Origin of the sequence: Bradyrhizobium sp. Mp19, assembly GCF_029952935.1 — a bacterium.
GTDB lineage: Bacteria > Pseudomonadota > Alphaproteobacteria > Rhizobiales > Xanthobacteraceae > Bradyrhizobium > Bradyrhizobium elkanii.
Map to the genome: position 1 here is coordinate 254,918 of NZ_JASAUT010000002.1, position 17,192 is coordinate 272,109.

The 17,192-nt window shown below is 64.7% G+C and carries 24 protein-coding genes and 1 pseudogene; 15 read left to right on the plus strand and 10 right to left on the minus strand.

Translation table 11 applies throughout. The features are described from left to right. Positions 1–21: 21 nt before the first annotated feature. Together QJT82_RS03965 and QJT82_RS03970 are read right to left on the minus strand one after the other, a co-directional pair. Positions 22–228 (minus strand): hypothetical protein, encoded by a 207-nt coding sequence (locus QJT82_RS03965; RefSeq protein ID WP_035634033.1) that lies wholly within the window; start codon positions 226–228, stop codon positions 22–24. A gap of 120 nt (positions 229–348) precedes the next feature. Beyond that, on the minus strand, positions 349–1,038 hold the full coding sequence (locus QJT82_RS03970; protein ID WP_051448198.1) for an SGNH/GDSL hydrolase family protein: 690 nt from the start codon (positions 1,036–1,038) through the stop codon (positions 349–351). 125 nt (positions 1,039–1,163) lie between these two features. On the opposite strand from QJT82_RS03970, the gene fabG reads away from it, so the two are divergent. From fabG to QJT82_RS03985, 3 genes and pseudogenes are all read left to right on the plus strand, one after another. Continuing rightward, positions 1,164–1,844, plus strand: coding sequence for a 3-oxoacyl-ACP reductase FabG (gene fabG / locus QJT82_RS03975; protein WP_028344847.1), 681 nt, complete (start codon positions 1,164–1,166; stop codon positions 1,842–1,844). 57 nt (positions 1,845–1,901) lie between these two features. Next, positions 1,902–2,102, plus strand: coding sequence for a hypothetical protein (locus QJT82_RS03980; protein WP_028344846.1), 201 nt, complete (start codon positions 1,902–1,904; stop codon positions 2,100–2,102). Next, positions 2,099–2,353 (plus strand): annotated as a pseudogene (locus QJT82_RS03985) (hypothetical protein). The gene QJT82_RS03980 and the pseudogene QJT82_RS03985 overlap by 4 nt, the downstream one beginning before the upstream one ends. Positions 2,354–2,381: 28 nt before the next feature. Here the strand turns inward: QJT82_RS03985 and QJT82_RS03990 are convergent. Beyond that, the gene (locus QJT82_RS03990) at positions 2,382–2,726 is read right to left on the minus strand and encodes a GrlR family regulatory protein (protein ID WP_035634127.1); all 345 of its coding nucleotides are present in this window, start codon (positions 2,724–2,726) and stop codon (positions 2,382–2,384) included. A 134-nt stretch (positions 2,727–2,860) separates the two neighbouring features. On the opposite strand from QJT82_RS03990, the gene QJT82_RS03995 reads away from it, so the two are divergent. The 3 genes from QJT82_RS03995 (at position 2,861) to QJT82_RS04005 (ending at position 4,349) form a co-directional block, all read left to right on the plus strand. Further along, positions 2,861–3,544, plus strand: a complete 684-nt coding sequence (locus QJT82_RS03995) for a DUF2161 family putative PD-(D/E)XK-type phosphodiesterase (RefSeq protein WP_028344845.1) — start codon at positions 2,861–2,863, stop codon at positions 3,542–3,544. A gap of 107 nt (positions 3,545–3,651) precedes the next feature. After that, positions 3,652–3,951, plus strand: coding sequence for a putative quinol monooxygenase (locus tag QJT82_RS04000; protein WP_028344844.1), 300 nt, complete (start codon positions 3,652–3,654; stop codon positions 3,949–3,951). 89 nt (positions 3,952–4,040) lie between these two features. Continuing rightward, complete coding sequence (locus tag QJT82_RS04005; protein ID WP_016843036.1) at positions 4,041–4,349, plus strand: hypothetical protein; 309 nt, start codon at positions 4,041–4,043, stop codon at positions 4,347–4,349. An 80-nt stretch (positions 4,350–4,429) separates the two neighbouring features. On the opposite strand, the gene QJT82_RS04010 is transcribed toward QJT82_RS04005, so the two are convergent. Beyond that, positions 4,430–5,050, minus strand: a complete 621-nt coding sequence (locus QJT82_RS04010) for a GNAT family N-acetyltransferase (protein ID WP_028344843.1) — start codon at positions 5,048–5,050, stop codon at positions 4,430–4,432. A gap of 140 nt (positions 5,051–5,190) precedes the next feature. Further along, entirely contained in the window at positions 5,191–5,589 is a 399-nt protein-coding gene (locus tag QJT82_RS04015) for a PaaI family thioesterase (RefSeq protein WP_028344842.1), read from the minus strand. Between the two features lie 147 nt (positions 5,590–5,736). Between QJT82_RS04015 and QJT82_RS04020 the strand changes: the two genes are divergently transcribed. Then, positions 5,737–6,525 (plus strand): cobalamin-binding protein, encoded by a 789-nt coding sequence (locus QJT82_RS04020; RefSeq protein WP_028344841.1) that lies wholly within the window; start codon positions 5,737–5,739, stop codon positions 6,523–6,525. Between the two features lie 210 nt (positions 6,526–6,735). On the opposite strand, the gene QJT82_RS04025 is transcribed toward QJT82_RS04020, so the two are convergent. Both QJT82_RS04025 and QJT82_RS04030 read right to left on the minus strand, forming a co-directional pair. Further along, the gene (locus tag QJT82_RS04025) at positions 6,736–8,013 is read right to left on the minus strand and encodes an ArgE/DapE family deacylase (protein ID WP_028344840.1); all 1,278 of its coding nucleotides are present in this window, start codon (positions 8,011–8,013) and stop codon (positions 6,736–6,738) included. A 54-nt stretch (positions 8,014–8,067) separates the two neighbouring features. Beyond that, on the minus strand, positions 8,068–8,793 hold the full coding sequence (locus QJT82_RS04030; RefSeq protein ID WP_028344839.1) for a pyridoxamine 5'-phosphate oxidase family protein: 726 nt from the start codon (positions 8,791–8,793) through the stop codon (positions 8,068–8,070). A gap of 73 nt (positions 8,794–8,866) precedes the next feature. Between QJT82_RS04030 and QJT82_RS04035 the strand changes: the two genes are divergently transcribed. From QJT82_RS04035 to QJT82_RS04045, 3 genes are all read left to right on the plus strand, one after another. Then, positions 8,867–10,369, plus strand: coding sequence for a PLP-dependent aminotransferase family protein (locus tag QJT82_RS04035; RefSeq protein WP_028344838.1), 1,503 nt, complete (start codon positions 8,867–8,869; stop codon positions 10,367–10,369). 146 nt (positions 10,370–10,515) lie between these two features. Beyond that, entirely contained in the window at positions 10,516–10,665 is a 150-nt protein-coding gene (locus QJT82_RS04040) for a hypothetical protein (RefSeq protein ID WP_016843044.1), read from the plus strand. Between the two features lie 11 nt (positions 10,666–10,676). After that, the gene (locus QJT82_RS04045) at positions 10,677–10,922 is read left to right on the plus strand and encodes a DUF6719 family protein (protein ID WP_035634123.1); all 246 of its coding nucleotides are present in this window, start codon (positions 10,677–10,679) and stop codon (positions 10,920–10,922) included. Positions 10,923–10,973: 51 nt separating this feature from the next. Here the strand turns inward: QJT82_RS04045 and QJT82_RS04050 are convergent, their stop codons facing one another. Next, on the minus strand, positions 10,974–11,333 hold the full coding sequence (locus tag QJT82_RS04050) for a hypothetical protein (protein ID WP_050386618.1): 360 nt from the start codon (positions 11,331–11,333) through the stop codon (positions 10,974–10,976). An 88-nt stretch (positions 11,334–11,421) separates the two neighbouring features. Further along, positions 11,422–11,793, minus strand: a complete 372-nt coding sequence (locus QJT82_RS04055; protein WP_155258848.1) for a hypothetical protein — start codon at positions 11,791–11,793, stop codon at positions 11,422–11,424. A 219-nt stretch (positions 11,794–12,012) separates the two neighbouring features. On the opposite strand from QJT82_RS04055, the gene QJT82_RS04060 reads away from it, so the two are divergent. Continuing rightward, a complete protein-coding gene (locus QJT82_RS04060; RefSeq protein ID WP_028344836.1) occupies positions 12,013–12,237 on the plus strand; it encodes a hypothetical protein in 225 nt (74 codons plus the stop codon). A 43-nt stretch (positions 12,238–12,280) separates the two neighbouring features. Here QJT82_RS04060 and QJT82_RS04065 read toward each other — a convergent pair whose 3' ends face one another. Further along, positions 12,281–12,838, minus strand: a complete 558-nt coding sequence (locus QJT82_RS04065) for a CreA family protein (protein ID WP_028344835.1) — start codon at positions 12,836–12,838, stop codon at positions 12,281–12,283. Between the two features lie 223 nt (positions 12,839–13,061). Between QJT82_RS04065 and QJT82_RS04070 the strand changes: the two genes are divergently transcribed. The 4 genes from QJT82_RS04070 (at position 13,062) to QJT82_RS04085 (ending at position 17,187) form a co-directional block, all read left to right on the plus strand. Next, positions 13,062–14,771, plus strand: a complete 1,710-nt coding sequence (locus tag QJT82_RS04070) for a L,D-transpeptidase (RefSeq protein WP_051448185.1) — start codon at positions 13,062–13,064, stop codon at positions 14,769–14,771. 107 nt (positions 14,772–14,878) lie between these two features. After that, positions 14,879–15,448 (plus strand): glutathione peroxidase, encoded by a 570-nt coding sequence (locus QJT82_RS04075; protein ID WP_028344833.1) that lies wholly within the window; start codon positions 14,879–14,881, stop codon positions 15,446–15,448. Between the two features lie 171 nt (positions 15,449–15,619). Continuing rightward, the gene (locus tag QJT82_RS04080) at positions 15,620–16,612 is read left to right on the plus strand and encodes a polysaccharide deacetylase family protein (RefSeq protein ID WP_028344832.1); all 993 of its coding nucleotides are present in this window, start codon (positions 15,620–15,622) and stop codon (positions 16,610–16,612) included. A 17-nt stretch (positions 16,613–16,629) separates the two neighbouring features. Then, positions 16,630–17,187 carry a hypothetical protein gene (locus tag QJT82_RS04085; protein ID WP_028344831.1) on the plus strand — a complete coding sequence of 186 codons (558 nt, stop codon included), beginning with the start codon at positions 16,630–16,632 and terminating at the stop codon, positions 17,185–17,187. The last annotated feature ends 5 nt before the right edge of the window (positions 17,188–17,192 follow it).

Here is a 17,192-nt window from a genome sequence, read left to right on the forward strand (position 1 = left end):
AACGCGGCCAAACCGAAAAGCTCAGGCCGCTGCGGCCTCGAGCTCGAGCTCCGCATCGAGGTCGGCAATCACATCCTCGAACGCCGAGATCGCCTGCTGGATCGCCGCGATCTGCATCAATTCCCAGCTGCCCACTGGTCCCTTGCGGTTTTGCAGCGCCACCACGAGATCGCGCCGCTGCTCCTTAAGCTGAACGAGCGGTAAACCGTGGTCCGGAAGATTTCCCATTCGCATAACCCCTACCTTGGCTGGAGTTCCGCTTCTAAGGAAAGGGTTCTGCAAACGACTTACGGAACTGCTGCAAATTTTATCCATCCGGCCCTACCCCGTAGTCTTACGTAGTCGGCGTCACGTGATCGCCTCCGGCTTCAATGCGTCGTCGATCGCGCCGAACAGCGACTGGGTCACGCAATTGGTCGCCCACTCGCTGGTGTGAAGCTGTCCGCCATCGTCGAGCTCGCCAAGCGGAATCCCGTCATCGGTCCAGCGCTTCATCAGCGCGAAGCGGCTGAACAGATTCACCTTCCTGCTTGCGGCCACTTCGGCGATCATCGGCATGATCACGTTGGCGAGATTGAGCGCAGCTTCCGTGCCGACGATCGCCTGCGTGTACTGGGAATCCATCACGACCACGTCAAGCGGAAGCGCTGTGAGCACGTCGAGCCCCGCCTCCAGCGTGGCGCGCACTTCGGCGGGATTGTAGCTCTTGTAGACGGCGTTGGTGCCGACCTGCCAGATCACCAGCACCGGCGCCTCAACGGTCACGTCGGACTCGATGCGCGAATACTCCTCCGGCGCCTCCTGGCCGCCGATCCCCCGGTTGATCACGTCGATCATCCGGCCGAAGAAGCGTTGCCGCAGCAGCATCTCGAGCCGCGGCGGGAACGGCAGGATGTTGTCGGCGCCCGCGGTCGACGACGATCCGAGCGCCACCAGCTTGATCTTGCGCTGATGCCGGAGCGCATCCGCGAAGTGCGGCAGCTTATGTCCGAATTTGACGAGATCGAGATGGGTTTCGCACGGTCTGGGCGTCGGCATCGCAAACATCCTTGAGGCGAATGAATTGATGAATGCGCGCAGTAGGAGGCGAAATTGGCGGCATTGCAAATGAATTCCGCCTGATCATAGTGGGCATTCGTTTGCTCGCGAATGCGGAGACCGCCATGCACGGAAAAGCCATCGTCATCACGGGCGCGCTCGGCGCGCTTGGCAAAGTGGTCGCCACAGAGGCGCTGGCGCGCGGCGCGCGCGTCGCCGGCATCGATCATGCCGCGTCAACGCTTGCGGCGACGGCCGACCATATCGAGCTGGGCGGTGTCGACCTCACCGACACCGCGCAGGCGACCGCGGCGATCGACAAGGCGGCCGCGCATTTCGGCCGGCTCGACGGGCTGATCAACATCGCCGGCGGCTTTACCTTCGAGGCGGTCAGCGACGGCGACCCGGCGACCTGGCAGCGCATGTATGCGATGAACGTGATGACGGCGCTCAACACCTCGCGCGCCGCCATCCCGCATCTCACCAAGTCGGGCGCCGGGCGGATCATCAATATCGGCGCACTCGGCGCCTTGCAGGCCGCCTCCGGCATGGGTCCCTACGCCGCCTCGAAGGCCGGCGTGCACCGCCTCACCGAGTCGCTCGCCGCGGAACTCAAGGGCAAGGTCACGGTCAACGCGGTGCTGCCCTCGATCATCGACACTGCAGCCAATCGCGCCGCGATGCCGAAGGCCGACATCTCCAAATGGGTGACGCCGAAGGAGCTTGCCGAGGTGATCCTGTTCCTCGCCAGCGATGCCGCGAGCGCCGTCACCGGCGCGCTGCTGCCGGTCAACGGGCGGGTTTAGACCCGCCCCTCTCCTGGACGCCTTTCGGGTCGATCCGGCCAATGCTATATGTTCGTGATGACTACTGCAGAAGACATCGAAAAGGCCGTCGAACGGCTGCCTCCTCGTGAGCTGGCCCGCTTTCGCGCCTGGTTTGAAACGTTCGATGCCGAACGTTTCGATGCAGCGATCGAACGCGACGCAAAGGCCGGGAAACTCGACGCCTTGGCGGACGGGGCCTTGGCAGTTCATCGCGCCGGACAGTCGCGCGACTTGTGAAGCACTCGGCCTCCCCCAAATTTTGGACTGCCTACGAACAACTACCCGTTCCAATCCGCGAGCTTGCCGACGCGAACTTTGCGCTGTTGAAGCGCGATCCACGTCATCCATCCCTACAATTCAAGAAGATCGGGCGATTTTGGTCCGTTCGGGTTGGCTAGCGTTATCGCGCGCTCGCTGTCGAAACAAACGAGGGATATCTCTGGTTCTGGATCGGCTCTCACGCAGAATATGACCGCCTGATCAGCTGACGCCGCGGGCGCGGCCAGCATCGGCAGTTCAATCCGCTACCAGCAGCCGCAGTTTCGACCTGAAGCGGATGCTCTGCTTGCCGGCGAGCGCCATGCCGTCGCCTTCGGCGGTCTGATCGGTATAGGTGCCGGTAAATCCGATCGTAACCACCTTGCGTTCCCACACCGGGCGCTCGCCATAGGTCGGCGAATGCTCCTCGTTGGTGACCTCGCCCTTCCACTTGCCGTCGGCTGCGGTGTAGCTGCCATAGGCAAAGAAAAACGAGTCGCCGCCGCGCATCTGTCCGTCGCGCAGCACCATGACGCCCTGGTTGCCGCCAGAGACGCCGTCGAGAAATTCGACGGTGATGTGATAGAGCCCGTTCCGGATCATGAGCTGCGCCTGGTCCCGGTTCCGACAATAGCCGCTCGGCCGTGCCTTGAGCAAATTCCATCCGCCTCGGCGGGCGCAATTCCGCGCTATGCTGATGCACCGAGTCGCGGCCGGATGCCGCAGGAGCCTGCCTGTTGGAAACCGCGCTTTATCTGCCCGTCAAACGCTTCCTGGAAAAGCTCGGCTTCACGGTGAAGGGCGAGATCGGTGGCTGCGACCTCGTGGCGCTGAGCGGCGATGATCCACCGGTCGTCGTGATCGGCGAGCTCAAGCTCGCCTTCAATCTCGAACTGATCCTGCAGGCGGTCGATCGCGCCGGCGCCGCCGACGAGGTGTGGATCGCAGCCAAGGTGTCGGCCCGAGGCAAGGGCCGCGAGAGCGACGCGCGCTATCGCAATCTGTGCCGGCGGCTCGGCTTCGGCATGCTCGGCGTCACCGATCGCGGCGACGTCGAGGTGCTGGTGCCGCCGCCGACCGCGGCGCCCCGCCGCAATCCGAAGAAACGCTCACGGCTGATCACCGAGCACCGGAAGCGCAAGGGCGATCCCGCGATGGGCGGATCGACGCGGGCGCCGATCATGACCGCCTACCGGCAGCAGGCGCTGGCCTGCGCCTCGGCGCTTTCGGATGGGCCGCGGCGGGTGCGCGACCTACGGGCCGACATTCCCGACGCCGGCAAGATCCTGCTGCATAATGTCTATGGCTGGTTCGATCGCGCCGAGCGCGGCATCTATGTGCTGACCGATGCCGGCCGCGCCGCGCTGAAGCGCTGGCCGCAGCAACAGATGAGTGCATCCGGGGCAGAAGCCACCCCGTAGAGCATGATCCGGAAAAGTGCGAAGCGATTTTCCGAAAAGATCATGCTCAAACAAGAACCTAAAGCGCGATGATGACCTGGCTTCATCGCGCATTGGAGCGGGATATCATGATCGTCGTCACCGGCAGCGTCACCGCCCGCCCCGACTCGTTCGACGAGGCGCGGCGGCTGAGCCTCGAGCATGTGCATCGTTCACGCACCGAGCCCGGTTGCATCTCCCACGCCGTCTATGTCGACTGCGAGAATCCGCTCAGGCTGGTGTTCTTCGAGCAATGGGCCGACCGCGCCGCGCTGGCGGCGCATTTCGCGGTCCCGGCGTCACGCGATTTCGTCCGCTCGCTGCAATCTCTCGCGGCCGCGGCGGCCACCATCGAACTTTATGACGCTCACAAGATTGAGAGACTCTAGCTGCATGGCTGGATTGCCATCTCACATTCATATTGCAATGCAACATTGGGGACCTTACGTATCTCCCGCGATTCAAAGATGAGGCGGCGATGAGCGGAGACTGGAATACCAAGTATGGCACCCGGCGCGTGCGGCATGATCCCCCGACGCTGGAGGAAGCAATCTTCGCTGCCATCGGCATCACCGATGACGTGGAGGCCCAGGCCGAGATCGCGTCGGCCCTGATGGGGCTGCCCTATGACGATGTGCTCGCCGAGGTGAAGAAGACCGCGCGCGTCAGTGCCCGCACCGGCACGGCAACCCGCGTCATCGCCGGCGAACAGGGCGCGCAGCGCTCCGTCGTGGTCGAGCGCCGCGTGGTCCGCCGCTTTGCGACCGACAAGCGCACCGGCACCTGAGAAGCACTATCCAATTGCTGAAAGAAAAAGGGCAATCTATTGAATGGATTGCCCTTTTTCGTTTGACTTAAGATCGCGGCTCAGGCCGCCCGGCCCCAGCCGGAGATCTGCATCACCATGCGCCAATAGGCGCGGTTCATGTCGACGATCGCGCGCGCGGCCTCGACCGGCGTCACCGCGGCGACAGCCGGCGCCGCTTCGGGCTGCTGCTCGTTCAGGTCGATGCTGCCGGTCGACTCCCCATGACGGAAGGTCAGCTGGGCACCGAACTTGGTGGCCAGCGCCCGCATCGCATCGTTCTGGGCGCCGGTGGTGATGCGCAGGCTGCCGTAGCCCTTGGCATGCGCCTCGGCGATCAGCTTGCGGAACAGGGTGCTGCCGACGCCCTTCCGACGCGCCGACCGCTCGACGCTGAAGGCGATCTCGGGCTGCGCATCCGGTGACTGCTCCGGGGGATGCAATTCGGCCGCGCCGCGGACCACGCCATCCTCGAAATAGGCGATGATGACGGTGCCGTCATTGGCGCAGCGCTCGGCGTAGCGGCGGATGAAGCTGTCGTCGATGAAGCCATGAAAACGATCATGACGGCTGGTGCGATCCAGCCGCAGCAAGTGATCGCGCAGCAGCGGAAGCTCTTCCTGCTGGCTCAACGTCCGCACGGTGCCCTTGGCGGGCGTCGAACGAATGGAATCATAGTTCATTTCATAACTCCTCTTGGTAGCCCTCGAGGAGGCGTCGAGTCCCTAGCGACTCCTATATTGTGCGACGCACCATAAAATTCAAGTACCCAGATTCATTCAATTAAGGCATGTTGTGATTAGAAAATCACATTATCGCCCCATCATAGTACCAGCTGTGTCTGGGTCACCACTGCGACCAGCTTGCCGTCTTCGGTCTCCAGCCTGGTCTGCCACACCTGGGTCCGCCGCCCCCGGTGAACCGGTGTTGCGGTCGCAATTACGGTCATCCCCTCCTTGGCGCCGCCGATGAAGTTGGTCTTGCTCTCCAGCGTCGTGGTGCCCTTGGCGTCCTCCGGCAGGTTGATCACGGTCGCGGCGGCGCCGACCGAATCCGCAAAGGCCATCACCGCGCCGCCATGGATCGTGTTGCGGAGGGTGCAGAGGTCCGGCCGCACCACCATTTTCGCGACCACCCGGTCCTGGTCGGCCTCGGTGAAGGTGACGCCCTTCAGCTCCGCAAACGGCATCTTCATCGATTGGATCTTTTCGAGCGGCGTCATGGGCACTCCTGCTTCGTGGCCTTCTTCGAGGTTGATATCGGCATGATGGATTGCCTGAGCGGGCCCGGCAATGACGTCTGAGGTAATGGCGCGAATGACGTCATGACATCCGTGACAACGTGTCGCCGAGTCTGCATATCGTCATCGATGCGCGACTTCCCTCCCCGCCGGATCGTCTGCCTGACCGAAGAGACGGTCGAGACGCTCTATCTGCTTGGCGAGCAGGACCGCATCGTGGGCGTCTCCGGCTACGCGGTGCGGCCACCGCAGGTCCGCCGCGAGAAGCCGCGCGTTTCGGCGTTCATCTCCGCCGACATGCCAAAGATCCTCGCGCTCGATCCTGATCTGGTGCTCGCCTTCTCCGATCTGCAGGCCGATATCGTCGCCGATCTCGTGCGCGCCGGCGTCGCCGTCCACGTCTTCAACCAGCGCGACGTCGCCGGCATCCTCGCGATGATCCGCAGCCTCGGCGCGATGGTCGGTGCCGCCGACCGCGCCGACCGGCTCGCGCAGAACCTCGAACAACGGCTGGCCACGATCGCGGCAACGCCGCGTCCGGCACCGCGGCCAAGGGTCTATTTCGAGGAATGGGACGATCCGCTGATCAGCGGGATCGGCTGGGTGTCTGAACTGATCGAGATCGCCGGCGGCACCGATGCGCTGCCGCATCTGCGCGCGCACCAGGCGGCTAAGGATCGCATCGTCACGCCTGACGCCGTGCGTGCGGCGATGCCCGACGTGATCCTGGCGTCCTGGTGCGGCAAGAAGGTCGTGCCCGACCGCATCCGCAAGCGTGAGGGCTGGAGCGACATCCCGGCGGTACGCAACGACCGCATCGTCGAGATCAAGTCGCCGATCATCCTGCAGCCCGGCCCCGCCGCGCTGACCGACGGGCTCGATGCAATCGTGAAGGCGTTGTGGGGGAAGCACGCATAAGCTTTCGCCGTCGTCCCGGCCGAGTGCGCGATTGCGCACGGAGCCGGGACCCATAACCACAGATCTTGCTTGTGTGCGGCTCTGCAAGGACGAGTCCCGATCACAACATCCGCCGCGGAGTATGGGTCCCGGCTTTCGCCGGGACGACAGCGAATTTGTTGCGCTATCGCGCGCAAGACTGTCATTGCAATGACGTGAGCGAGAGGCTGCCTACGCCTTCTCCACGCCGCACCACTCCGCGATGAACAGTGCCATCGCCTTGGTCGCTTTTCGCAGCGACTCCAGCTCGACATACTCGTTGAAGCCGTGCATCGCCGCGCCGGTGGCGCCGAAGCAGAGGCTCGGGATGTTGTGGTTCAAGCCGTAGAAGCGCGTGTCGGTCAACGCGGTGAAGGCGCGGTCTTCCACCGCGCCGCCATAGATGACCTGGTGCGCCTTGGCGAAGGCAGCTTCCGGTGCCTCGGAGTTGACCAGCTCGTAGCCTTCCGACAGGAAGCCCGACCACTCGACCTGCGGCGGATTGTTGGAGAGGAAGCGATGATCGCGCGCCGCCGCCGACACGCACGCCAGGATCTCCTTCTGGCACTCGGCGATCGACCAGCCCGGCAAGACCGCGATGCGGCAGTCGACGTCGCACCAGGCCGGCACGCTGGAGGCCCAGTCGCCGCCCTTGATGATGCCCGGATTGAAATTGATCGGGTGATTGACGTCCTTGAAATGGCGGTCGGCTTTGGCGCGCTCGTTCCAGGCGATCTCGAGCTTCTCCAGCGCATGCACCAGATGATACGCCGCCATGATCGCGTTCGAGCCCGCGCCGGCCTCGAACACATGCACCGGGAAACCGCGCACCTTCAGGCGGAACCAGATCACGCCGACCTGCGAGCGGATCATCGTGCCGTTGGTCGGCTCCGGGATGAAGCATGCATCGGCGCGATAGCCGCGCTGCAAGGTCGAGAGCGCGCCGACGCCGGTGCTCTCCTCCTCGATCACGGACTGGAAGTGAATCCGCGCCGTCGGCTTCAACCCGGCCTTCCTGATCGCGTCGAGAGCATAGAGCGCGGCGATGGTGCCGGACTTCATGTCGCAGGCGCCGCGGCCATACATCCGGCCGTCCTTGATGACGGGCGAGAACGGCGGCGTTTCCCACATCTCGAGCGGACCGGTCGGCACCACGTCGCAGTGGCCCTGCAGGATCAGCGATTTGCCGGCATTGGTGGCCGGGCGGTAGGTGCCGACCACCGTGCGCGCCTTCGAGAAATCATGCTCGATCGGGCCGAAGCCGCGCAAATCCTTGAGCTCGTCGGGATTGATGTGCCAGTCGTCGACCTCGTAGCCGCGCTCGCGCAGGAGATCGCCGATCATGTCCTGGCACGGCCCCTCGGCGCCGCGGGTCGAGGGAATCGCGACAAAGGCCTGCGTCGTCACAAGCTGCGCATCGAATCCCTCGTCAACGGCGCTAAGGATTCGTTGTTGCGTCTCGGCAGTCATGCTTTGGCTCCATCGGGAAAACAGATCAGGCGGGAGCCGCAACGTAGCCCGATTTCACTCCGCCTTGTATTGCGCAAAATAGGCATCCCGCAATGCATCTTCGAGCAGCCGGCCCTCCGAATAGCCATCGAGCGTCTTCGGCCGCGTCACGCCGTCGAGCAGCCGCGGACACGGCTCGGGCGCACCGAGCACGGTGCGCACCGGAATACGCTCGGCATAGATCGGCAACTCGTAATCCTCGTCATCATCGGCGACGCCCTTGGTGCGAATTTTTGCCGAAGCCTCCTCGATCTCCATCGCGATGAACGAGGTCGCCTTGATCTCCTGCTTGTTGCTGGCACGCAGGCTCGCGGTGCGCTCGGGAAAGAAGCGGTCGACCATCGCGACGATCGCGCGTTCCTTCTCTGCCGGGTCGGTGACGAGATAGGCTGACCCGAACGCCATCACCGCGCGATAGTCGGCCGAGTGGTTGAAGCCGCAGCGCGCCAGCACCAGGCTGTCGAGATGGGCGACCGTCAGGCACACGCGTTGCCCTTCGGACTGGTTCTCCAGCATGCGGCTCGCGCTCGAGCCGTGCCAGTAGAGCCTGGTGCCCTCGCGCCAGAAGAAGGTCGGCGTGCAATAGGGCTGGCCGTCGATCACGTAGGAGACGTGGCACAGCATCGAGGCGTCGAGGATCCTGTGCACGGTGGCGTGGTCGTAGAAGCCGCGGTCGTGGCGGCGCTTCACCCGGTTGCGGGAGGACATAGGGTAGGACGGAGCGGATGCGCCTTCGGTCACGGTGGTGCCTTTCGAAATCTGGAATCTGTCCAGAGTTGTAGCGGCCCATTTGGTCTGCGATAGTGCCAATTCCATGCGAAAAATTCCGACCAATTCCCGGGAGCCCGCGGCGCGCAAGGCCGAGCTGCCGCTCGACCTCGGCGGCCCGCATGTGACGCCCGGCGCCGCCTCGCAGCAGCGGCTCTATCAGGCGCTGTGCCACGCGATCGTCGGCGGCCTCGTCAAGCCGGGCGAGCCGCTGCCCCCGTCGCGTGCGCTCGCCAGGCAGACCGGCTTCCGCCGCAACGCCGTCACCACGGCCTATGAGCGGCTGATCGCCGACGGCTTTGCGGTGGCAACCACGGGCTCCGGAACCTTCGTCGCGGCGCGCATTCCGGCGCAGGCCGCCGCGCCGCGCCGCGCAAGGATCGCGATCGAGCCGCCGCAGCACAATGCGCTGTCGCTCGGCTGCACCCATATCGACGAGCGCGCGCTGCAGCGCTTCCGCGCCTTTGCCGGCCGCAGGCTGCGCGCGTTCGGGTCCGAGCACCTGCATTACGGCGATCCCCGCGGCAGCAGCGAGCTGCGCGCGGCGATATCGGACCATCTGCTGTCGGCGCGCGGGCTGCGCTGCGACCCCGACCAGATCATGCTGGCCTCGGGCACGCTGCATGCCCTGCGCATCGTGCTCGGGGCGATCCTCAGGCCCGGCGACCAGGTGTGGTGCGAAGACCCCGGCTATCCGGCGGCGCGGCGTGCGATCGAGCATTGCGGCTATCGTCCGGTGTCGGTGCCGGTCGACATGTCGGGCATGCGCATCGACAAGGGGCGCGCGTCCGCGCCGCAAGCGCGCGCCGCCTATGTCACGCCCTCGCACCAGTTTCCGCTCGGTGTGCAGATGTCGATGCCGCGCCGGCTCGAGCTGCTCGACTGGGCCAGGGATGCCGGCGCCTTCGTGTTCGAGGACGATTACGACAGCGAGTTCCGCTATGACGGCGCGCCGCTGCTGTCGCTCGCCGGCATCGATCATCTGCGCCGCGTGATCTACATGGGCACGTTTGCGAAGACGCTGTTTCCGGGCTTGCGGATCGGCTATTGCGCCCTGCCCGAAGCCTTGATCGGCCCGGTGACGGCGGCGCGCGCCGCGCTCGACCGCTTTCCCGCCACGTTGATGGAAGGCGCGGTCGCCGACATGCTGAACTCCGGCGCCTTCGCGGCGAACTTGCGCAAATCGCGCAAACTCTATCGTGAGGCGCGCGACATCCTGGCGTCGACGCTCGCTAATGCCTCCGAGGGCGAGCTCACGGTTCCCGTGCCCTCGCAGGGCTTGCACCTCGTGGCGCGGCTCGATCCCGCAACCGATCCGCTGATTGCCGCGCAGGCAAAGGCTAGTGCCGGCGTCGGCGGCTGGCTGCTCGCCGAGACCTATCATCGCGCGCCGCCACTGCCCGGCTTCGTGCTCGGATTTTCCGGTCATCCGGTTCCGCAACTCGTCGCATCGGCGGAACGACTGGCGAAGACAACGCTGACTGCATTGCGTGGGACGCGCAAGGTATCCGTCCAGCCGCGGCGCTCTAGGAGAATCGCAGTCACCTGACTAAGGTCGCACGCGTTGAGTCAGGGCCTTCCGTTTCGATGGAATCGGAACGGGGCTCTTGATCCTTGTTTCGAAGCGTTTTCTTCACGCGAACCGGTATCCACTTCGCTTGAAAACGCTCCAGTGCGAGCTTGCGGAGATACCGGATGCCAAATCGCAACGTCCTGTATCTCGTGATCGCCGCGCTGGTCGTGATCGCAGGCATGCTCGGCTACAATCTTTATCAGGCGAAGAAGCAGCCCGAAGGCCTTCAGATCAATGTCGGCCCCGACGGACTCAAGATCCAGAACAAGTGAAGGAGGCTGCGATGCCGCGTTTGGGATTCGTCGCGCTGGTCAGCGTCGCAGCTCTCGGCGCGATGGCTCAATCCGCCGCAGCAGAGCAGTCCTACATGCGTGAGGGCGACATCGTCGATCTCAGGGTCGGCCAGCGCGTCCTTGTCGATGACGGCTCGTGCCCGGCCGGGCAGATCAAGCAGGTCGTCGGCTCCAGGCTGAGCCAGAACGGCGTGGTGCGGACCAGCAGCTGCGTGCCGCGCCTCGCCAAAAAGTAAAACGCCCCGCTGTCGCGAGGCGCTGCGGTCCTCATTGCTTTGATGTGCGGCTCAGTTCGAGACCGGCTCGAACATGCATTGCAGGGTCGGCTTGGCGATCTTGGTGAAGGTCGGGCCGATCTCGCCCTGCTTGGACGGCGGCACCCAATCGGTCTCGATGGTCGGCACGCCGGTCTCGCTGATGCCGCGCAGCAGCGCCTGGCGCAGGTCGGGATCGTCCACGGTCGCAGCGGCGTGGTCGTGCAGGCAGCCGCACACGGCCTCGGGATGCGCCCAGCGGCCGAGCATATGCGGCGCGCATTGCCGCACGAACTCGTCGCGCGGTTCGGGCACGCGGTACAGCGAGCGGATCTGCATCGATTCGAGGGGGAGCTGGGATTGGGCCTGCGCGGCGCCCGCCAAGGGCCCCATCAGGACAAGCGATGCCAACATCGCGGCGGAGCAGATACGGAGCACCATGGGGGAGCCTTTACCGGCAGTTCTATTTTTTGCGTCGCAATCAGTTAGCCTGCGCCATAACCATCGGGGCCGGGGTGACCACCGGCGAGCCGTTATAGGAGAAGGTGCCGATTCCGGGCAAACCGCTGTCCGGGGAGCCTGCCATCGACGAACCGGCCATCACAAAGGCGAAGGCGAGGATCAGGCTCATGGTCCGCATCTGACAGTCTCCGTTATTCCGCTCGGCATTCAGCGCCGTTGTGTGACGGTCTGATAACGATCTGCCGTTTCCGGAGTTCTGCGGAACAAGCCGAAAATGGTTTCGTCGGACCTGGAATTGTTTCGTCGACCAGCGGTCCACGAAACATTCGCCGGAAAATACCAATGATTTCAGCGGCAGGAGCGTGCCGGGAAAGGCTGTTGAAAACTTCACGCGACAATGCCCGTCCCCGGCCACTGCCAGAGCGACGACCAATTATGCGTGCAAACTGAACGAGCTAGCGCGCTTTGTTAACTTTCCTCTGCTGAGAGAGGAAGCAGCACAGCAAGTACGGCGGTGAACCGGGCGGCGGTTTGGCCGACTCATATCTGGGCGCCGTGCAACCATCTTCGCGGTGGCACGTTGTCGTAATCCCTCCCGATCCAACGAAGGATGTCAGTCGTGGGCAATGGCAACATCGGTGTTGGCAATGAATCCGCGGCAAGCAAATCCGGCCAGCAGCAGATGACGGCCGCGATGCCGCAGCAAGGCGCCTACGTCATGGGCGACAATGAGTGCGCGCCGCAGAAGCTGGTCCGCCTCGTCGGCTGCCGCGACTCGAAGGTCAAGCCGGGCCTTCGCATCAGCGCGAAGCAGTTCGGGCAAACCGAGCGCTAGCTCGCCCACCGCCTCAGCCGCCTGGGCCAAGCCCCTGCTCCAGCTATTGAATGAACTCGCCGCACTTCTGCACGGCGGCATCGGCCGCGCCCCACGGCATGATCGGCACCGACGACGTCGAGTTCTTTGGTGAGCCCTCGATCAGGCGGTCTGAATAGACCATGTACACCAGCACATTGCGCTTGGCGTCGCAGCCGCGCACGATCTGCATCTTCTTGAAGAACAGCGACCGGCGCTTGCTGAACATGTCGTCGCCCTGCCCGAGCTTGGTCTTGAAGCGGATCGGCCCGATCTGCCGGCACGCCAGCGAGATATCGGAGACTTCCTCGGCAAGGCCAAGCCAGCCCTTGAAGCCGCCCTTCTCCGGTACCGTGAAGTGACAGGCGACGCCCTCGACCTCGGGATCGTCGACGCCATAGGTCGCGAGCTTGTCGTTGGGGCTCACCCATTTGAACACGGTGGAGCGGCGGAAGATCAGGTCCGGCTCGTCGGCCGCGGCCGCAGGATCGGCCTGCCCCACGGCCAGCAACATCAGCAGCACCGCGCATCCCCAGCGAGACAACCGTCGCAGGTCACACAAGCTCACATATCTCGATGTCATTGAGGTCTCCGCGGGGTGGGTCCCGCCTATGTAGTGCGCAAACGCCGCACAGGAAGGCGCTGACAGTTCGGTGATCGGACCGCGCGCTTTAACCTCTTGTGAGGCTTTTTTGCTACTCTTTCGTCGAAAATTCGCCCCTCACGGAAGGGTTAGAACGCTTGCGCTGGTGAACGCGTTGTGCGTCTGCGACAACCAACAGGTAGTTTGGACTGGGATTCGGAATATGCGCGCAGGTGGACGGCGGATTTCGATTTTTGATCTTGCGAATGAGCGGTTCTGGCAGCTTGCAATTCTGACGACCGCCGGCACCGTCGTCGCCTCCACACGGGCCGATGCAGCGCTCTATTACTGGAATCGCGACTCCGCCTTCTACGGCGACTACGAGCCGATGCCACAGCCGCACCGGCAGAAGCCGAAGCGCAACACGGCCAAGAAGAATCCGGCGCTCGAGAAGGAGGCCGGCAGCAAGCCGCAAGGTCCCCTGATCATCTCGGTCTCGATCGACCAGCAGCGGGTCAGCCTCTACGACGCCAACGGCCTCTATGCCGAGAGCCCGGTGTCAACGGGCATGAAGGGGCACTCGACCCCGATGGGTGTCTTCAGCGTCATTCAGAAGCAGAAGTATCACCAGTCCAACATCTACAGCGGCGCGCCGATGCCGTATATGCAGCGCATCACCTGGTCGGGCATCGCCATGCACGCCGGGGTGCTGCCCGGCTATCCGGCGTCCCATGGCTGCATCCGCATGCCGATGTCGTTCGCGGTCAAGATGTACAACTGGACGCGAATGGGCGCCCGCGTGTTCGTCACGCCCAGCACGATTTCTCCGGAGAGTTTCTCGCATCCGCTGCTGGTCACGCAGAAGGTGGCCCCGCAGCAGCCGGTCGCCGACGACATCCTGAAGATGGATGCGCCGCTCGGCGTGAAGAGCGACAAGGGCGCCGACAAGCAGTCCAGTCTCGACTTGCGCAGCAGCGTCGGCCATGCCGCAGCGTCGCTGCGCGACAACACCCACACCGCCGACGCCAGCAGCGCGATGCCGGCAGCGAGTGCGTCGGTGACGATGTCCGATGCGTCCTCTGCCACAGCGCGCGACACCATCGCGGAGAAGATCGTCGCGGACAAGTCCGAGACAGTGAAGCCCGAGACGGCCGCCGCCGGCAAGCCGGCCGAGACCAATTCCGCCGTCCGCGACAGCAATACGACCACAGATGACAACACGGTCGGCGAAACCACCGCCAGCACCGACACGCCAAAGAGCGAGGTCTCCGCAAGCGATCCGGTGAAGGCGGAGGCCAAAGCCGACGAGCCCAAAGCGGACGCCGCCAAGCCCGGCGTTGCCGAGGCGCCCAAGACCGACGCATCGAAGACCGACGCATCGAAGGCCGATGACAAGCCCGCCGAGGCAGCCGCCGATACGCCCGACGCCAAGAAGGATCCGGCGCGGCTGCCGGGCGTCGCGAGGATCGACTTATCGAAGCGCGCCGGCCAGATCGCGGTGTTCATCAGCCGCAAGGATTCCAAGCTCTATGTGCGGCAGAATTTCGCACCGCTGTTCGAGGTGCCGGTGACGATTGCGGCGAGCGACCGGCCGCTCGGCACGCATGTGTTCACCGCACAAGCCGACAAGACCGATACGAACCTGCTGCGCTGGTCGGTGGTGACGCTGCCGACCCGTAACGCTGGCCGCATCGACGTCGAGGAACGTGCCTCGCATCGCCGCAAGGTCGCGGCCGCAGCGGTGGCCGAGGCCAAGCCGCAGCCGGTGACCAACACTCCGGCCGAGGCGCTCGACCGCATCTCGATTCCGGCCGACGTGATGGCGCGGATCAGCGAAGCGCTCGGCACCGGCGGATCGATCATCGTCTCCGACCTCGGCGTGAACCAGGGCGAGACCGGCGAAGGCACCGACTTCATCCTGCCGCTGCGCTGAGGTCTCCATTCGGGCGACCCACTGGGACCGCCCATAACGCCTTCTTGAAAGCCTGAGCCTGCCCGCTGGATTATGATGTCAACGACATCTGTTCCGGGGACGAGACCATGATGGACCGCAGGACACTGATCGTGGCCGCGATAGCCGCAGCCGCAACATCCCGCCCGCTGCATGCCGAGCAGCCCGCGATGAGCCGGATCACCGCCTACGCCTTCTCATTTCCGGCACTCGGCGGCGGCGATATCAGACTTGCCGACTATGCCGGCCGTCCCCTGATGATCGTGAACACGGCCTCGCTTTGTGGCTTCACGCCGCAATATGCCGGCCTGCAGCAACTCTGGACCGAATTCCGTGATCGCGGCTTCGTCATCATCGGCGTCCCCTCCAATGATTTCGGCGGCCAGGAGCCGGGCGGCCCGACCGAGATCGCCGAGACTGCGCAGCATCAATATGGCGTCACCTTCCCGATCGCGGCGAAGGCAATCGTCCGCGGCACGAGCGCGCATCCGTTCTACCGCTGGGCGGCGGAGGCCCGGCCCAAGGACGTGCCGCGCTGGAATTTTCACAAATACCTGATCGGCCGCGACGGCTACATCGCCGACGTTTTCGCTGAGTCGGTTGCGCCCGACGACACGCGCATCAAGACCGGGATCGCACGGGCACTGGCGGCCGCCTGAGATATCGCGATAATCCCCGGAATTAACTGATCCGATGAGGATTTTGGACACGCGCTCGCCACGTTCATTGCCTTGGCGTCGCCACTGCGACTAGGGTACGATCGGTTGGGGGCGAAGCGACCCGGTCGCGGCATTGCCGGCGCCGGGAGCGCGATCAGCAGGGAACACGCCATGCGCATTGCGACAGGTCTGATTTTCGCAGGGACCGTATCGTTGCTCGCGTCGAGCGCAGCTTGGTCGCAGACGCCGCCCGCCAAGGGCGCCACCGCGGCACCAGCGGCCGCGGCTCCCGCGCCCGCCGCCGCAGCCCCGCCACCGGCAACCGCAACGGCAGCCCCGGTTCCGCCGAAGCAACCGCCGCAGCCGGCGCGCGCCGCCTGCAACAATCCGAACGCGCTCGGCGTCGGCCGCACGGTCGAGATCGACACCACCGGCGGTCCCGGCTTCGGCTTCGAGCATTTCAAGCAGCTCGACTTCCTGCGCGACCATGAGGTGGTGCTGACCTTCGACGACGGCCCCTGGCCGGGCAACACGCCGGCAGTGCTGAAGGCGCTCGCGGACGAATGCACCACGGGCATCTTCTTCCCGATCGGCAAGCATGCGACCTATCACCCCGAAATCCTGCGGCAGGTCTATGCCGCCGGCCACACGGTCGGCGCCCACACCTGGTCGCACGCCAATCTGAACAACAAGAAGCTGACCGAGGATCAGAAGAAGGACGAGATCGAGCGCGGCTACGCCGCGGTCAAGTGGGCGCTCGAGACCTCACCCTCGCCGTTCTTCCGCTTCCCGGCGCTGCAGCATCCGCCGGAGATGGTGACCTATCTCGGCAACCGCAACATCGCGATCTTCTCCTGCGACCTCGACTCCTTCGACTTCAAGGCGAGCAAGCCGCAGCAGGTGATCGACACCGTGATGAAGAAGCTGAACAAGCTCGGCAAGGGCATCATCCTGATGCACGACTTCCAGAAGCACACCGCGGAAGCCCTGCCCACGCTGCTGACGCAGCTCAAGGCCGGCGGCTACAAGGTGGTCGCGATGCGCGCCAAGTTCCCGGTGACGGTGCTGCCGCAATACGAGCAGGAGCTCGCCAAGGACGTCAAGCTGCCGACCGTAAGCTCGCGCCCGGTGAACAGCGTCGTCACGACCGTCGATCAGCAATAGCGCCGGCGACAATCCTGGTGCCGGCGTTGCGTATCGAAGGCTTCGTCATCGTCTCCGCCGATGGCCGGCTGGCGAATGCGCGGAACGTGATGCCCGACGATCTCAAGATCGAGGGCGACAAGCGGTTCTTCACGGCGGCCCTCGACCGCGCCGACCTCGTCGTGCATGGCCGCCACTCCCAGGAAGAGCAGCCGAACGCGCCAAGGCGGCGGCGCCTGATCCTGACCAGCAAGGTCGCGGTCACCGCGCCCGACCCCGATAATCCGAAAGCGCTGCTGTGGAACCCCGCCGGCTGCCCGTTCGAGACCGCGAGCCGCGAGGCCGGCGTGACCTCGGGCATGGTCGCGATCATCGGCGGCCCCGGCGTGTTCGGCATGTTCATGGACCGCTACGACACGTTCTGGCTCTCGGTCGCGCCGAACGTGCGCATCCCCGACGGCGAGCCGTGCTTTCCCGGCGTCCCTGCCCGCACCCCGCAGCAGGTGCTCTCAGCGCACGGCCTACACGCCGGCGCGCCGGAACTGATCGACGCCGCGCATGATGTCAGCGTGACGCCGTGGCGGCGCGTGGGTTGAAAGCG

Coding starts and splice junctions, on each gene's coding strand:
- QJT82_RS03990 (WP_035634127.1), bottom strand. CDS start 2,726: ATGATCCGGAACGGGCTCTATCACATCACCGTCGAATTTCTCGACGGC.
- QJT82_RS04045 (WP_035634123.1), top strand. CDS start 10,677: ATGCCGCGTTTGGGATTCGTCGCGCTGGTCAGCGTCGCAGCTCTCGGC.
- QJT82_RS04000 (WP_028344844.1), top strand. CDS start 3,652: ATGATCGTCGTCACCGGCAGCGTCACCGCCCGCCCCGACTCGTTCGAC.
- QJT82_RS04020 (WP_028344841.1), top strand. CDS start 5,737: ATGCGCGACTTCCCTCCCCGCCGGATCGTCTGCCTGACCGAAGAGACG.
- QJT82_RS04035 (WP_028344838.1), top strand. CDS start 8,867: ATGCGAAAAATTCCGACCAATTCCCGGGAGCCCGCGGCGCGCAAGGCC.
- QJT82_RS04075 (WP_028344833.1), top strand. CDS start 14,879: ATGATGGACCGCAGGACACTGATCGTGGCCGCGATAGCCGCAGCCGCA.
- QJT82_RS04005 (WP_016843036.1), top strand. CDS start 4,041: ATGAGCGGAGACTGGAATACCAAGTATGGCACCCGGCGCGTGCGGCAT.
- QJT82_RS04070 (WP_051448185.1), top strand. CDS start 13,062: ATGCGCGCAGGTGGACGGCGGATTTCGATTTTTGATCTTGCGAATGAG.
- QJT82_RS04025 (WP_028344840.1), bottom strand. CDS start 8,013: ATGACTGCCGAGACGCAACAACGAATCCTTAGCGCCGTTGACGAGGGA.
- QJT82_RS04015 (WP_028344842.1), bottom strand. CDS start 5,589: ATGACGCCGCTCGAAAAGATCCAATCGATGAAGATGCCGTTTGCGGAG.
- QJT82_RS04010 (WP_028344843.1), bottom strand. CDS start 5,050: ATGAACTATGATTCCATTCGTTCGACGCCCGCCAAGGGCACCGTGCGG.
- fabG (WP_028344847.1), top strand. CDS start 1,164: ATGCACGGAAAAGCCATCGTCATCACGGGCGCGCTCGGCGCGCTTGGC.
- QJT82_RS04040 (WP_016843044.1), top strand. CDS start 10,516: ATGCCAAATCGCAACGTCCTGTATCTCGTGATCGCCGCGCTGGTCGTG.
- QJT82_RS04080 (WP_028344832.1), top strand. CDS start 15,620: ATGCGCATTGCGACAGGTCTGATTTTCGCAGGGACCGTATCGTTGCTC.
- QJT82_RS03970 (WP_051448198.1), bottom strand. CDS start 1,038: ATGCCGACGCCCAGACCGTGCGAAACCCATCTCGATCTCGTCAAATTC.
- QJT82_RS04060 (WP_028344836.1), top strand. CDS start 12,013: ATGTCAGTCGTGGGCAATGGCAACATCGGTGTTGGCAATGAATCCGCG.
- QJT82_RS04050 (WP_050386618.1), bottom strand. CDS start 11,333: ATGGGGCCCTTGGCGGGCGCCGCGCAGGCCCAATCCCAGCTCCCCCTC.
- QJT82_RS04065 (WP_028344835.1), bottom strand. CDS start 12,838: ATGACATCGAGATATGTGAGCTTGTGTGACCTGCGACGGTTGTCTCGC.
- QJT82_RS03965 (WP_035634033.1), bottom strand. CDS start 228: ATGGGAAATCTTCCGGACCACGGTTTACCGCTCGTTCAGCTTAAGGAG.
- QJT82_RS03980 (WP_028344846.1), top strand. CDS start 1,902: ATGACTACTGCAGAAGACATCGAAAAGGCCGTCGAACGGCTGCCTCCT.